16 protein-coding genes are annotated in these 12,899 nt (G+C 70.5%); 11 read left to right on the top strand and 5 right to left on the bottom strand.

Annotation, left to right across the window (positions count from 1 at the left end):
* Positions 1 to 43: 43 nt before the first annotated feature.
* From LHJ74_RS29630 to LHJ74_RS29605, 6 genes are all read left to right on the top strand, one after another.
* Positions 44 to 889 (top strand): HipA family kinase, encoded by an 846-nt coding sequence (locus LHJ74_RS29630; protein ID WP_260221309.1) that lies wholly within the window; start codon positions 44 to 46, stop codon positions 887 to 889.
* Positions 886 to 1,278 (top strand): DUF3037 domain-containing protein, encoded by a 393-nt coding sequence (locus LHJ74_RS29625; protein WP_260221308.1) that lies wholly within the window; start codon positions 886 to 888, stop codon positions 1,276 to 1,278. The genes LHJ74_RS29630 and LHJ74_RS29625 overlap by 4 nt, the downstream gene beginning before the upstream one ends.
* A gap of 108 nt (positions 1,279 to 1,386) precedes the next feature.
* Positions 1,387 to 2,148, top strand: a complete 762-nt coding sequence (gene fabG / locus LHJ74_RS29620) for a 3-oxoacyl-ACP reductase FabG (RefSeq protein ID WP_260221307.1) — start codon at positions 1,387 to 1,389, stop codon at positions 2,146 to 2,148.
* A gap of 13 nt (positions 2,149 to 2,161) precedes the next feature.
* The gene (locus LHJ74_RS29615) at positions 2,162 to 2,917 is read left to right on the top strand and encodes an SDR family oxidoreductase (RefSeq protein WP_260221306.1); all 756 of its coding nucleotides are present in this window, start codon (positions 2,162 to 2,164) and stop codon (positions 2,915 to 2,917) included.
* A gap of 108 nt (positions 2,918 to 3,025) precedes the next feature.
* Positions 3,026 to 3,697, top strand: coding sequence for a uracil-DNA glycosylase (gene ung / locus LHJ74_RS29610; RefSeq protein WP_260221355.1), 672 nt, complete (start codon positions 3,026 to 3,028; stop codon positions 3,695 to 3,697).
* A 158-nt stretch (positions 3,698 to 3,855) separates the two neighbouring features.
* A complete protein-coding gene (locus LHJ74_RS29605; protein ID WP_260221305.1) occupies positions 3,856 to 4,356 on the top strand; it encodes a hypothetical protein in 501 nt (166 codons plus the stop codon).
* On the opposite strand, the gene LHJ74_RS29600 is transcribed toward LHJ74_RS29605, so the two are convergent.
* Positions 4,344 to 4,856, bottom strand: coding sequence for a hypothetical protein (locus LHJ74_RS29600; RefSeq protein WP_260221360.1), 513 nt, complete (start codon positions 4,854 to 4,856; stop codon positions 4,344 to 4,346). The genes LHJ74_RS29605 and LHJ74_RS29600 overlap by 13 nt on opposite strands.
* Positions 4,857 to 4,983: 127 nt before the next feature.
* Between LHJ74_RS29600 and LHJ74_RS29595 the strand changes: the two genes are divergently transcribed.
* Entirely contained in the window at positions 4,984 to 5,889 is a 906-nt protein-coding gene (locus LHJ74_RS29595; RefSeq protein WP_260221304.1) for a Gfo/Idh/MocA family protein, read from the top strand.
* A gap of 16 nt (positions 5,890 to 5,905) precedes the next feature.
* Here the strand turns inward: LHJ74_RS29595 and LHJ74_RS29590 are convergent, their stop codons facing one another.
* On the bottom strand, positions 5,906 to 6,988 hold the full coding sequence (locus LHJ74_RS29590) for a DMT family transporter (protein WP_260221303.1): 1,083 nt from the start codon (positions 6,986 to 6,988) through the stop codon (positions 5,906 to 5,908).
* 375 nt (positions 6,989 to 7,363) lie between these two features.
* Here LHJ74_RS29590 and LHJ74_RS29585 point away from each other — a divergent pair, with 375 nt between their 5' ends.
* Positions 7,364 to 8,542, top strand: a complete 1,179-nt coding sequence (locus LHJ74_RS29585) for a CapA family protein (protein WP_260221302.1) — start codon at positions 7,364 to 7,366, stop codon at positions 8,540 to 8,542.
* Positions 8,543 to 8,601: 59 nt separating this feature from the next.
* Here LHJ74_RS29585 and LHJ74_RS29580 read toward each other — a convergent pair whose 3' ends face one another.
* Entirely contained in the window at positions 8,602 to 9,474 is an 873-nt protein-coding gene (locus LHJ74_RS29580; RefSeq protein ID WP_260221301.1) for an undecaprenyl-diphosphate phosphatase, read from the bottom strand.
* 358 nt (positions 9,475 to 9,832) lie between these two features.
* On the opposite strand from LHJ74_RS29580, the gene LHJ74_RS29575 reads away from it, so the two are divergent.
* The 3 genes from LHJ74_RS29575 to LHJ74_RS29565 all read left to right on the top strand — a co-directional run bounded on the left by LHJ74_RS29575 (position 9,833) and on the right by LHJ74_RS29565 (position 11,552).
* Positions 9,833 to 10,204, top strand: a complete 372-nt coding sequence (locus LHJ74_RS29575; RefSeq protein WP_260221300.1) for a DUF4180 domain-containing protein — start codon at positions 9,833 to 9,835, stop codon at positions 10,202 to 10,204.
* A gap of 63 nt (positions 10,205 to 10,267) precedes the next feature.
* The gene (locus tag LHJ74_RS29570) at positions 10,268 to 10,927 is read left to right on the top strand and encodes a class I SAM-dependent methyltransferase (RefSeq protein WP_260221299.1); all 660 of its coding nucleotides are present in this window, start codon (positions 10,268 to 10,270) and stop codon (positions 10,925 to 10,927) included.
* A 67-nt stretch (positions 10,928 to 10,994) separates the two neighbouring features.
* Positions 10,995 to 11,552 carry a TIGR03086 family metal-binding protein gene (locus LHJ74_RS29565; protein WP_260221298.1) on the top strand — a complete coding sequence of 186 codons (558 nt, stop codon included), beginning with the start codon at positions 10,995 to 10,997 and terminating at the stop codon, positions 11,550 to 11,552.
* 24 nt (positions 11,553 to 11,576) lie between these two features.
* Here the strand turns inward: LHJ74_RS29565 and LHJ74_RS29560 are convergent, their stop codons facing one another.
* Together LHJ74_RS29560 and LHJ74_RS29555 are read right to left on the bottom strand one after the other, a co-directional pair.
* Positions 11,577 to 12,290, bottom strand: a complete 714-nt coding sequence (locus tag LHJ74_RS29560) for a TVP38/TMEM64 family protein (RefSeq protein ID WP_260221297.1) — start codon at positions 12,288 to 12,290, stop codon at positions 11,577 to 11,579.
* Positions 12,291 to 12,362: 72 nt separating this feature from the next.
* A complete protein-coding gene (locus tag LHJ74_RS29555; RefSeq protein ID WP_260221296.1) occupies positions 12,363 to 12,827 on the bottom strand; it encodes a DUF4442 domain-containing protein in 465 nt (154 codons plus the stop codon).
* Between the last annotated feature and the right edge of the window lie 72 nt (positions 12,828 to 12,899).

Genomic DNA, 12,899 nt, shown 5'->3' with positions numbered 1-12,899 from the left:
CATGGAGCGCCAGGCAACTGGGCCGGCCGTATAACCTGGGGAAATGCTCACAGAAGTCACCGCCACCCGCTATGTGACGCCCCTGCGCGAGGGCGGTTCCCTGCCCGGCCTGCTGGAGGCCGACGACCTGGGGACGTACGTCACCAAGTTCACCGGCGCGGGCCAGGGCCGCAAGACCCTGGTCGCCGAGGTGATATGCGGGCGGCTGGCCCAGCACCTGGGCCTGCGGGTGCCGGAGCTGGTGCAGGTGCAACTCGACCCGGTGATCGGACTGAGCGAGCCGGACGAGGAGGTGCAGGAACTGCTCAAGACCAGCGGCGGCCTCAACCTCGGCATGGATTTCCTCCCCGGCTCACTGGGCTTCGACCCCCTCGCCTTCGAGGTGAGTGCGCAGGAGGCGGGCCGCGTCGTCTGGTTCGACGCCCTCGTCAACAACGTGGACCGGTCCTGGCGCAACCCCAACATGCTGGTGTGGCACGACGACCTGTGGCTCATCGACCACGGCGCCGCCATGATCTGGCACCACAACTGGCCCACCGCCGCGGGGGCGAGCGGTAAGCCGTACGACGCCTCGGATCACGCCCTCGCACCCTTCGCTCCCGATGTCGCCTCCGCCGCCGCCGACCTCGCCCCCCGCGTCACCCGCGACCTCCTGGCGCGCTGCGCCGCCGACGTCCCCGAGACGTGGCTCCTGGACGAGCCGGGGTTCGACACCCCCGACGCGCTGCGCGACGCCTACACCGAGGTGCTGGCCGACCGCGCCCGTACGATCCACGAGCGCGTCACCATCGGCACGCCCAGCGCGGACCGGCCCTCGCAGGCCCCCGGTTGGCTCACCGCGCGGCCGGGACAGACGCGGCCGGGACAGAAGGGAGGCGACGCCCAGTGACTCATCCAGTGACTCGCACGGTGTTCGAGTACGCGCTGCTGCACGTCGTCCCCCGCATCGAACGCGGCGAGCGGATCAACGCGGGGGTCGTGCTCTACTGCCGCGCGCACTCCTTCGTGGCCGCCCGCACCCACCTGGACGAGCGGCGGCTGCGCGCCCTGGACCCCGGGGCCGACCTCGCCGGAGTGCATGCCGCCCTGCGTGCCGCCGAGGCGGTCTGCCGGGGCGGACCCGACGCCGGGCAGGCCGCCGGTGACGAGGCCGGGCGGCGCTTCCGCTGGCTGATCGCACCTCGCAGCACCGTCGTGCAGCCCGGTCCCGTGCACACCGGACTGACTGCCGATCCGGCGGCCGAGGCGGAGCGGCTGCTCGACCTCCTGGTGCGTTGAATCTCATCCGCGCTGACACCCGTTGACAGAGCGTGTCCGGCCTTCTAGCGTCACGACTGCCGTAGCTACTAAGCGGTTGCTCACCACTGACAGGCGAGGAGAACCAGCATGTCCACCACCGAGCAGCGCGTCGCGATCGTGACCGGCGCGGCCCGAGGTATCGGCGCGGCCACCGCCGTCCGGCTTGCGGCCGAGGGCCGCGCGGTCGCCGTACTCGACCTCGACGAAGCAGCCTGCGGGGAAACCGTGCAGGCGATCACGGCCGCGGGCGGGAAGGCGATCGCGGTCGGCTGCGACGTCGCCGACTCGGCGCAGGTGGAGTCCGCCGTCGCACGGGTCGCCGAGGAGCTCGGGGCGCCGACCGTGCTGGTCAACAACGCCGGTGTGCTGCGCGACAACCTGTTGTTCAAGATGAGCGACGCGGACTGGGACACGGTGATGAACGTGCACCTGCGCGGTGCGTTCCTGATGTCCCGCGCCTGCCAGACCCACATGGTCGAGGCCGAGTTCGGCCGTATCGTCAGCCTCTCCTCCAGCTCAGCGCTCGGCAACCGCGGCCAGGCCAACTACGCGGCGGCCAAGGCCGGGATGCAGGGCTTCACCAAGACCCTTGCCAAGGAACTCGGCAAGTTCGGCATCACCGCCAACTCCGTGGCGCCAGGCTTCATCGTCACCGACATGACGGCCGCCACCGCCGAGCGCGTCGGCATGGGCTTCGAGGACTTCCAGATCGCCGCCGCCTCGCAGATCCCCGTGCGCCGGGTCGGCCGTCCCGAGGATGTGGCCAACGCCATCGCCTTCTTCACGGCGGACGCCGCGGGTTTCGTGTCCGGACAGGTCATGTACGTGGCCGGCGGCCCGCTCAACTGACGCAGGAGGCGGCATGACACAGCAACAGGAAACGGGCAAGGTCGCACTGATCACCGGCGGCAGCCGCGGCATCGGATACGGCGTCGCGGAGGCGCTGATCGCCAGGGGCGACCGGGTCTGCGTCACCGGCCGGAACGAGGACGCACTCAAGGAAGCGGTGCACCGGCTCGGCCCCGAGCACGCCATGTACGTGGCGGGCAAGGCGCACGACGAGGAGCACCAGGCGATCGCCGTCGAGCGGGTCATGGACGCCTACGGCCGGGTCGACCACCTGGTGAACAACGCCGGGACGAATCCCGTCTTCGGGCCCATGGCTGAGCTGGACCTGGGGGTCGCCCGGAAGGTCTTCGAGACCAACGTGGTCTCCGCGCTCGGCTTCGCCCAGCGCACCTGGGCGGCGTGGCAGCGGGACAACGGCGGCACGATCGTCAACATCGCCTCCATCGCCGGCGTCTCGGCCTCGCCCTTCATCGGTGCCTACGGGATGAGCAAGGCGGCGATGGTCAACCTCTCGCAGCAGCTGGCCCACGAGTTCGCCCCGGTGGTCCGGGTCAACGCGCTCGCTCCGGCCGTGGTGAAGACGAAGTTCGCCGCTGCCCTGTACGAGGGCCGGGAGGAGGAGGCAGCGGCGCGCTACCCGATGGGGCGGCTCGGCGTCCCGTCGGACATCGGCGGGGCGGTGGCCTTCCTCACTTCCGAAGCCTCCGGCTGGATCACCGGCCAGACGCTTGTCCTGGACGGCGGGCTCTTCCTCAACGCGGGCGTCTGAGCGCCCAGAAGGGCCAGGCGGGGCACTGTCAGTGGTGAGCGGTACGTTGCGGACAGCAGTGGAGAGACCAACAGGTCTGCACATACCGGAGGTTGAGGCGTGAACGGCATGCTGCCCGAATCCTGGCAGGACGTACTCGGCGAGGAGCTGGACAAGCCCTATTTCAAGGAGCTCACCGCATTCGTCGACGAGGAACGGGAGCACGGACCGGTCTACCCGCCGCGCGAGGAGGTGTTCGCCGCTCTCGAAGCCACTCCGTTCGACCAGGTGAAGGTGCTGGTGCTCGGCCAGGACCCGTACCACGGTGAGGGCCAGGGGCACGGGCTGTGCTTCTCCGTACGCCCTGGGGTACGCACGCCCCCCTCGCTGCGCAACATCTACAAGGAGATGCGGGACGAACTGGGCCATCCGGTGCCCGACAACGGCTATCTGCTCCCCTGGGCCGCCCAGGGTGTGCTGCTGCTCAACGCGGTGCTCACGGTCCGCGGGGGAGAGGCCAACTCGCACAAGGGCAAGGGATGGGAGCAGTTCACGGACGCCGTGATCCGCGCCGTGTCCGACCGCCCGGACCCGGCCGTGTTCGTGCTGTGGGGGGCCTACGCGCGCAAGAAGCTCCCGCTCGTCGACACCGAGCGCCACTCGGTGGTGGAGGGGGCGCATCCGTCGCCGCTCTCCGCGAAGAAGTTCTTCGGCTCCCGGCCCTTCAGCCAGATCGACGGGGCGGTGGCGGCCCAAGGGCATACGGCCATCGACTGGCGCATCCCGGATCTGGGCGCCTGAGAAGCTGTTGTCCTACCTCGCTCGGCCCCCGACCGGGGTGGGACAACAGCTTCCGAGAGCCTGCCGGGTGCCCAGCCGCGTTGTCGGCTGTGTTGTCAGTGGTGCCGGTTAGCGTCGGAGAGACACCAGTCCGCGACGCGCACAGCAGGAGGCACCCGGTGGCCGACCCACAGGAGCAGGCGTTCCAGGACGCCCTGATGACCCGCATCGGCCAAGCGGTGATGCTGCACCGGGGCGGTGACCGGGAAGAGGCCCGGCACCGCTTCGCCGTGCTGTGGGAGGAGGCGGGCGGAGCCGCCCCCAAGAGCGAAGTCCTCTTTCACCGCTGCACCATCGCCCATTACATGGCGGACACCCAGGACGACCCGGCGGACGAGCTGGAGTGGGACCGCCGTGCGCTGGCCGCCGCCGACGCGCTCGCCGGGGAGCGCGTCTCCTGGGGGCAGCACGAGCTGGCGGTGCGGGCGCTCTACCCCTCGCTCCACCTCAACCTCGCGGCGGACTACTTCAAGCTGGGCGACGCCCCTGCCGCGCGGGCAGAGCTGAGCCGGGCGCGCGGAGCAGCGGGGGTGCTGGAGGAGGACGACTACGGCAGCGGGATCAGAGCCGCCATCGACCGGATGGGGACGCGGATCGCCGGTATGGATCAGTTGCCGTAGTTCTCGCGGCAGATGTTCGCCGCGGGGCCGTTCGGGTCCCAGCGGCCGTACTGCTGCCCGAGACCGCACACACCGTCGGCACCACCCGTCCCACCCGTCCCCCCGGGCCCGTCGACCCCACCAGCCCCGCCGGCCCCGCCTTGCGCCGGCACCTGCAACTGGGGCGGCGCGGCGCCCTGCCGCCGCAGCGCCTCCGGCCCCAGGGGCACCGGGATGGGCACGGCGGGCCGCCTCGGCGGAGGATCCGCGCGCGGTGTGCCGGGCGCCGCGCCCTTCTCCCGCCGCTCGGACCGGGACCGCTCGGCGTCCGGATGGGACATCCCCACCCGGGCGGAGGGCTTGGCCGCGCGCGGTGTGGCCGTCGGCCCGCCCGCTGACTCCGATGCGGAGCGGGGAGCGTCGGCGCCGCCCGGTGTCGATGAGCCGGGCACGGTCACACAGCCGGAGAGCGCCGAGACGGTGGCCCCCATGAGCAGCACTGCTTCTGTCACACGTCGCATTCCGGCAACTCTGCTGGCCGAATGGCGCGGCGGATAGCCCCCAGAGGGGTGAACGCGACGGCTCCGACCGCACACGTATGCTGCCGGACAGTCCAGAGCAGTGTCCTTGAGGTGCAGAGGAGCCAGCGTGAAGGTCGGCATCATCGGGCTCGGCAGCATCGCCGAGAAGGCGTATCTGCCCGTACTCACCGCCCAGCCGGGCCTGAAGCCCCAGCTGGTCACCCGTGATCCCGCCACGCTCGAACGGCTCGGCGAGACGTACCGCATCCCGAGCGGGGACCGGCACGGCTCCCTGGGCAGCCTGCTGGAGACCCGGCCCGACGCCGCGTTCGTGCACGCCGCGACGGCGGCGCACCCCGCCCTTGTCGGCGAGCTGCTCGAAGCCGGGGTCCCCACCTTCGTGGACAAACCGCTTGCCTACGAACTCGCCGACGCGGAACGGCTGGTGCGCCTGGCCGAGGAGCGGCAGGTGAGTCTCGCCGTCGGCTTCAACCGCCGCTTCGCACCCGCCTACGCTCAGTGCGCCGAGCACCCGAGGGATCTGATCCTGCTCCAGAAGCACCGGGTCGGGCTGCCCGAGGACCCGCGGCGCATGATCTACGACGACTTCATCCATGTCGTGGACACCCTCCGCTTCCTCGCCCCGGGCACGATCGACGACGTCGGCGTACGGGCAAGGGTGCGGGACGGGCTGCTGCACCATGTGGTCCTTCAGCTCGCCGGTGACGGCTTCACCGCCATCGGTGCGATGAACCGCCTCTCCGGTTCGAACGAGGAGATTCTCGAGGTGTCCGGCCAGGACGCCAAGCGGGAGGTCCGTGACCTCGCCGCGATCGTCGACCACAAGGGGCAGCCCAGCATCCGACGCCGCGGCGACTGGGTGCCCGTCGCCCGCCAGCGCGGCATCGAGCAGACCGTGCTCGCCTTCCTCGACGCCGTGCGCGCGGGGGAGACGCTCTTGGCCCAGGACGCCCTGCGCACTCACGAACTCTGCGAGCGCATCGTCAGCGCCGTTCAGGAACAGGCGGCCTGACGGACGGGCGGAAACTTCAGCAGGGCCTGGTCGGCACCGGTATCCGGTGCCGCGTCGACTCCCGCAGCGCTTCGGACGCGGACCCGGGAGCGGCCCGTGGCGGCGGGTGTGCCAGCGACTGCGCCGGCGGTGATGCCGGCGGTGATGCTGGCAGGGACGACGACTGGGGCGCCGGGCGAGGTGCCGACACGGCCGTGCCGCCGGTGTGTGTCGTGGGCGCGGGGATCACCACGGCCGGGGGCTGTCCGCCGTCCGGCGTGTGGCGGCGGGCCACGCTGTCACCGGTGAGGATCGTCAGGCCCCAGCCGGTGACCACGGCGGCGGCGAGAGCCGTCAGCGCCCCGGGTACACCGAAGCGGAAGCCCTCCTCGAGCAGGGCGAGTCCGACGGCTGCGGCCACCACCGGATTGACCACGGTCGCCGTCGCCAGCGGCGCGGCGAGCCCGCCGCCACGGTAGGACGCCTGTGCCGTCGCCAGCCCGGTGACGGCGAACACCGCGACCAGGAGCAGTACCGGCAGCGCCTCCGCGATCGAGGTCAGTGCCCAGCCCTCGGCCACCGTCTTCACACACACGGAGGCCGTACCGAAGGCAACCCCGGCCGCCATCGCCAGCGCCACGCTCCTGGCGCCCGGGCGCCGCAGACCGCTGGCCATCTTCGCGATGCCGAGCAAGCCCGCGATGGTGGTGGCCGCGACGGCGGCAACCAGGTACTGCTCGGTCTCGCTCAGCGGCCTTGACTGGTGTGCTCCCGTGAACATCAGGATTCCGGCCAGGCCGATCGAGACCAGCGCGATTCCCCGCCAGGCGGCGGCGGTCACCGGCCGCTTCACCATCACGGCGGCCATGGGTGCGGCGATCACGATGGTCAGCACGCCGAGCGGCTGCACCACGGTCAGCGGCCCCAGGCCGAGAGCGGCCACATGGAGCAGCGCACCGATGCCGTTGAGTACCACGGCGACCCACCATCGGCCGCTGCGCAGCAGGGCGTAGCGGCTCGGTGCCGTGGTCGCCGCCAGCCTCTCCTGAACGATCGCGGCGGCCGCATAACACACGGCCGACACGACGGAGAGCAGGATCGAGGACATCAGGGCACTCATGGGCGGTCCCGTTGGGGTGAGCGCTTCCCGTTCATCACACCACCATTGCCCATAGCGGGCGCCATGTCGTCGTCTGACAGGGGAGTCTTGGCGTACAGCCAGCGGAGTACACGGCCCGCGCGCACTACACCTGTCAGTGGATGCGTACATGCCGTGCTCATCCCAGCACACCGCCCAGGATTCGCGAGTGCACACACTTGGCTGGTGCCAGTCGGCGGAACCGGCGAGTGCGGGGTGATGGGGGTGCCGCGCCGCCCCGATGGGATGGAGAACTTGGACCGTTCGCCCTAACCGGCGGCATTGCGCACTGATAATACGATGAATTCATCCGTTATTGGGCTTATCCAATGTTTTCCGAGCATGGAGAGCGGCTCAATGACTACACACACACGATCCGGCGCACTGCTTGCCGTCGCGGCACTGCTGGCTGTGACGGCTGCCTGCAGCAGCGGTGAATCCTCCGAGAAGACCGGTGCGGGGAAGGGCCATGACACCTCCCACCGCGCCGACGAGGTGAACCGCAGCGCGTTCACGCTGGTCGCCACCGGTGACGTCCTCGTCCACGATTCAATCATCCGACAGGCGCGCGCGGACGCGGACGGCTCCGGCTATGACTTCCGCCCCATGCTGGCGGGTGCGAAGCCGCTGGCGTCCGCCGCGGACCTGGCGATCTGCCACATGGAGACGGTGTACGGCGCCAAGGGCGGCCCGTTCACCGGCTACCCCGCCTTCTGGACGCCGCCCCAGGTGGCGCAGGCGATCAAGGACACCGGATATGACAGCTGTTCCACCGCCTCCAACCACACGCTGGACGCGGGAGCGAAGGGCGTCGAGCGGACGCTGCGGGCGATGGACGAGGCCGGTCTGCGGCACGCGGGATCGGCACGCTCCGCCGGAGAACGGAACGAGCCCGCCATCCTGAAGGCGGGTGGCGCCACCGTCGCGCAACTGGCGTACACCTACGGCACCAACGGGATCGAGGTCCCGGAGGAAAGCCCCTGGCTGGTCAACCTCATCGACCAGGAGCGCATCATCGCGGACGCGCGCACGGCACGCCGTGCCGGAGCGGACGTGGTCGTGGTCAGCCTGCACTGGGGTGACGAGTGGCAGCAGAAGCCCAACGCGCAGCAGCTGTCACTGGCCAAGAAGCTCACCCGCTCCCGCAGTGCCGGTCACCGGGACATCGACCTGATCCTGGGCACACACAACCATGTGCCGCAGCCGTACGAGAAGGTGAACGGCACCTGGGTGGTCTACGGGCTCGGCGACCAGGTCGCCGGGGTGATGAACGACCCGCGCGGGCAGCTGGGCTCGGCCGCCCGTTTCACCTTCGCGCCGCCGACCGAGGGCGAGAAGAGGTGGGCGGTACGCAAGGCCGAGTTCGTTCCGTTCCGGATGGAGCCCCAGCCGCCCTACCGCCTCACTCCTCTGAACAGGGCGCCGGACCGGGAGGGCGCGAGCGGTACCGGGCAGCTTGACCAGGACCGCGAGACCGTACGGGACGCGGTGCTGAGCAGGGGCGCAGCCTCGGACGGCCTGAGAATGGGCCGCTGAACCGGAACGCTCAACCGCCCGGCGTGTGCCGCCCCCGGCCACGACGGCGACAGCGCTGTTCAGCCCGCCGACTCGGCCTCGTGCGGTGAGAGCACCCCCGCCCCGATCAGGGCGAAGATGAGGATCCCCAGCAGGATCCGGTAGATCACGAAGGGCATGAAGCTGCGGGTTGAGATGAACTTCATGAACCACGAGATCACGGCGTATGCGATGAGGAACGCGAGCACCGTGGCGAAGACCGTCGGCCCCCAGGAGACGTGCCCTTCGCCGATCTCCGTCAGCTCGAACAGTCCGGAGGCCAGCACGGCGGGAATGGCCAGCAGGAAGGAGTAGCGGGCGGCGGCCTCACGGGTGTAACCCATGAAGAGGCCGCCGCTGATCGTGGCGCCCGAGCGGGACACCCCCGGAACCAGTGCGAGCGACTGCGCCATCCCGTACAGCAGGCCGTCCCGCACCGTCAGCGACTCGAGCGTCTTGCCCTGCCGGGCCGCGCGGTGCCGTCGGCCCTGGGAGTCGCGCGCGGCCAGCCGGTCGGCGATGCCCAGGACGATGCCCAGCCCGATCAGCGTGGTGGCGATCAGCCGCAGATCACGGAACGGCCCCTCGATCTGCTCCTTGAAGGTGAGGCCGAGAACACCGATGGGGATGGAGCCCACGATCACCAGCCAGCCCAACTGGGCGTCATGATCACGCCGCATCTCCTTGCTGACGAGCGAGCGGCACCACGCGGAGATGATGCGGGCGATGTCCTTGCGGAAGTAGATCAGCACTGCCGCCTCGGTGCCGATCTGGGTGACCGCCGTGAAGGCGGCGCCCGGGTCCTCCCAGCCCGCGAAGGCCGCCGTCAGCCGCAGATGCGCGCTCGATGAGATGGGGAGAAACTCGGTCATCCCCTGGACGATTCCGAGGATGAATGCTTCGAACCAAGACATGGATAACTACGCCATCCAGATGATCAAGGGCTGATCTGCGAATTTGCAGGTCAGTGGCCCAGTGTGGACTGACAGGCTAGGTGCGCGTCTGATCATGTGGAGGGGGTTGTCGCCGTACTCATGCTGACCCTTTGCTGGCTTGGCAAACTTGGCTGACGGCACGTCAGTACCACGGGAGGGCCTGCGCAGGGCGGCAGCGAGGTGTTCGTGCCTCCGTCGCGAGGAAGCGTAGCGGCCCCAGGGGCACGGTGGGGCGGGGCCCCCTTCCTCTTGCCCGCGGTGCACACGGCCCCCACCGCCCGCATCGCCGGAAGAAACACGTCGCCCCCGAGCGCCTCCGGAAGTAGCCTCGACCTCCATGAACACCCTCCAGACGATCCACGACGTGCCCGTCCTGATCTGCGCCGCCGAGGGCGAGACGATCCGCGGCGAACGCGAAGCCCTGGACTGCATAGGCGACGCCGGATACCAGGGCGCCCAGTGGGTCGCCCTCCCCGCCGGGCGGTTCGACGAGGCGTTCTTCCAGTTGCGTACTCGTGTCGCGGGCGACATCATCCAGAAGTTCGTCACCTACCGTCTGGGCTTGGCCGTCCTCGGTGACATATCCAGCCATATGGCGGAAGGTTCGGCCTTGCAGGACTTCGTCCGTGAATGCAATCGGGGGCGGCAGACCTGGTTCCTCGCCGATCTCGAGGAACTGCGGGAGCGCCTGAAGGGCGACACGCCCTGAGGAGCGCCGTCGGGTGCCCTATGGTGCGGGAGACGGTGGCGATGGCCCAGGGAGAGGCGGCCGATGAAAACACATCCGGTCTTCGCCCGCTTCTACGCGAAGTTCGCCGGCCCCGGGCTCGCGAAGGCGGGCATCACGGAGCACCGTCGGCGCCTGCTCGCCGGGCTGTCCGGCGAGGTCGTCGAGATCGGTGCGGGAAACGGGCTGAACTTCCCGCACTATCCCGCCGGGGTGGAGCGCCTTCTCGCCGTGGAGCCGGAGCCGCACCTGCGCGGCATGGCCGAGCGGAACATCCGTGCCGCCTCCGTCCCGGTGGAGGTGGTCGGAGGCCGTGCGGAGCGGCTTCCGTTCCCCGACGCCTCCTTCGACGCGGCAGTGGCCTGCCTCACCCTGTGCTCGGTGGCCGACCCGCACGCCGCCCTCGCCGAGCTGTCCCGGATCCTGCGGCCGGAGGGGGAGCTGCGGTTCTTCGAGCACGTGCGGGCCGACTCGCCCGCGATGCGCCGGGTCCAGCGGGGGCTGGACGCGACCTGCTGGCCGCTGCTGATGGGCGGGTGCCACACCGGCCGTGACACCGGATCGGCCCTCGCCGCCGCCGGATTCACCCTCACTGCCTGCGAGAGGCTCTCCTTCCCCCGCACCCGCGTCCCCTCGCCCACCGCCACCCACCTCCTCGGCGCCGCGGTGCGCCCGGCGGAGCGAGGCGCAGCGCCGGGCGCATAGCCGAGCGCTGGAAGACGAGGTTCATGAGGGGTGTGCGGAGCGCCTGGCCCGGCCTACTGTCGGCGGTATGACGGACAAGATCAGCGAACTGCTCGACGCGGCGGCGGCCAGGACCGTTCCCGTCGTGCACAAGATCGGCGACGCTCAACTGCGCGCGGCCACGCCGTGTGCCGACTACCAGGTGAAGGACCTGCTCAATCACCTGTTCCTGGTGATGGTGAACTTCCGTGCCCTCGCGGCCAAGGAGGAGTCGGATTTCAGCACGACGCCCGACCGCCTCAGCGGTGACTGGCGAGCCGACTTCGCCGCGGACGCCGCGCGGCTCGTCGAGGCGTGGGGCGCGCCGGGGGCGGAGGAGGGCGAGACGGGCGCGATGCGGATGCCGGCCCGTACCGTCGGCGGCCTGGTGCTGCTCGACCTCACGGTGCACGGCTGGGATCTGGCTCGCGCCACCGGTCAGGACTTCACCCCCGACGGACGCGCCGTCGCGTGGCTGACGCCGCTGGTAGCGAAGCAGGCACCGATCGCTCGGCAGATGGGGATGTTCGGGGAGCCGGTGCCGGTGGGTGAAGGGGCGACGGACTTCGAGAAGCTGCTGGCGGAGACCGGCCGCGACCCAGGCTAGTGCTGTGAGGGGCGGGCCGTCGCGTCAGGCGCGGGCGGCGGCCTCCCGCAGTCTGGCGCGCTTGCGCCAGGCGACGGCCGCCCCGGCGAGGCCGGAGAGGGCGATGAAACCGAAGGCGGCGAGGAAGACGGGGGACGTCGGCGAGGTGGCCCGGCTTCCCGCCAGCACGTAGGCGGCGGTGTTGGGAATCGAGCCCAGCGCTGTCGCCGTGAGGAAGGCGGTCCAGCTCATCCGGGAGACCGCGGCACCGTAGTTGGACGCCACGAAGGGGACACCCGGCATCAGCCGGATCACCAGCATCGAGCGGAATCCGTGCGTGCTCAGCTGCCGGTCCAGTGCGGTCAGCATCCGGGCCCGCAGCAGGGGTCTCAGCGCGTCCTGCCCCAGCAGGCGGCCGAGCCCGAAGGCCATGGCCGAGCCGAGTACCGTGCCCGCGAGCGCGGCGACCGTACCGCTCTGGGCACCGAAGACGGCGCCTGCCGCCAGATTGAGGAACGGACGGGGCACGAAGGCTGTCGTGCACGAGCCGTAGGCCAGGGCGAACAGCGCGATCGCCAGAGCACCGGACAACTGTGCGGGCCAGCCGTGCGCGAGGAGCCGCTGCGGTTCGAAGAGCAGCACCGCCGCGGCCGCTGCGGCGAGCAGAATCACCAGCAGGCCGAAGCGGGACCACGGGGAGAGCAGCGTCCGGAGGAGACGTGCGGGCAGACCCTCGCGCTGCGCGGCGGAGACGGACATTCTGGCGAGACTAACCGACGAATGCCGCGTTCCGTCCGGCCGGTGGCGGTGAAGTGGCCGAAGACTCGCGGCTCAGGACGCCGGAGCGTGCGGACGCAGCGTCCACACGATGCTCATCTGGCCGGTTTCCGTGCCGTCTTCGCGGGCCAGCGAAATCTCGACGGGGAACTCCGGCCGCCCTCCTTCGTCGAGTTCGGCGACCACCTCGGCGGCGGGGCGGCCGAGTTCGGCGGTGGCGGTCACCGTCCCCATGGCCAGCTTCCTGTAGTTGATCTCCGCCCGCACCGCCAGGGGTACGGCGCGGGAGAGCTGGTCGCCGAATGCGGCCATGACGACCGCCCCGCTCGCCGACTCGGCAAGGGTGAACATCGCCCCGGCGTGCGGGCCGCCGACGTGGTTGTGGAAGTCCGTCTGATCGGGAAGCCGCACGACGGCACGCTCTCCGGTGACCTCGGGGAATTCGAGGTTGAGGGTGCGGACCATCGGCACGGAGGCCGTCATCAACTCGCCGACGGACGGCAGGGAGGCTGCAGACATGCCGTCAGGTTACCACCTGGTAATAGGAAGGCCGGAGGATGTGACCGACCCTGTCCGTGTACCGGGTCCGTA

The organism is Streptomyces gossypii, assembly GCF_025165795.1.
In the GTDB taxonomy this organism is placed as follows: Bacteria; Actinomycetota; Actinomycetes; order Streptomycetales; family Streptomycetaceae; genus Streptomyces; species Streptomyces gossypii.
This window is presented reverse-complemented; position numbering and strand designations above follow the sequence as displayed.

Coding starts and splice junctions, on each gene's coding strand:
- LHJ74_RS29630 (WP_260221309.1), top strand. CDS start 44: ATGCTCACAGAAGTCACCGCCACCCGCTATGTGACGCCCCTGCGCGAG.
- LHJ74_RS29600 (WP_260221360.1), bottom strand. CDS start 4,856: ATGCGACGTGTGACAGAAGCAGTGCTGCTCATGGGGGCCACCGTCTCG.
- LHJ74_RS29570 (WP_260221299.1), top strand. CDS start 10,268: ATGAAAACACATCCGGTCTTCGCCCGCTTCTACGCGAAGTTCGCCGGC.
- LHJ74_RS29615 (WP_260221306.1), top strand. CDS start 2,162: ATGACACAGCAACAGGAAACGGGCAAGGTCGCACTGATCACCGGCGGC.
- LHJ74_RS29560 (WP_260221297.1), bottom strand. CDS start 12,290: ATGTCCGTCTCCGCCGCGCAGCGCGAGGGTCTGCCCGCACGTCTCCTC.
- LHJ74_RS29565 (WP_260221298.1), top strand. CDS start 10,995: ATGACGGACAAGATCAGCGAACTGCTCGACGCGGCGGCGGCCAGGACC.
- LHJ74_RS29590 (WP_260221303.1), bottom strand. CDS start 6,988: ATGAGTGCCCTGATGTCCTCGATCCTGCTCTCCGTCGTGTCGGCCGTG.
- LHJ74_RS29555 (WP_260221296.1), bottom strand. CDS start 12,827: ATGTCTGCAGCCTCCCTGCCGTCCGTCGGCGAGTTGATGACGGCCTCC.
- fabG (WP_260221307.1), top strand. CDS start 1,387: ATGTCCACCACCGAGCAGCGCGTCGCGATCGTGACCGGCGCGGCCCGA.
- LHJ74_RS29580 (WP_260221301.1), bottom strand. CDS start 9,474: ATGTCTTGGTTCGAAGCATTCATCCTCGGAATCGTCCAGGGGATGACC.
- LHJ74_RS29585 (WP_260221302.1), top strand. CDS start 7,364: ATGACTACACACACACGATCCGGCGCACTGCTTGCCGTCGCGGCACTG.
- LHJ74_RS29575 (WP_260221300.1), top strand. CDS start 9,833: ATGAACACCCTCCAGACGATCCACGACGTGCCCGTCCTGATCTGCGCC.
- ung (WP_260221355.1), top strand. CDS start 3,026: ATGCTGCCCGAATCCTGGCAGGACGTACTCGGCGAGGAGCTGGACAAG.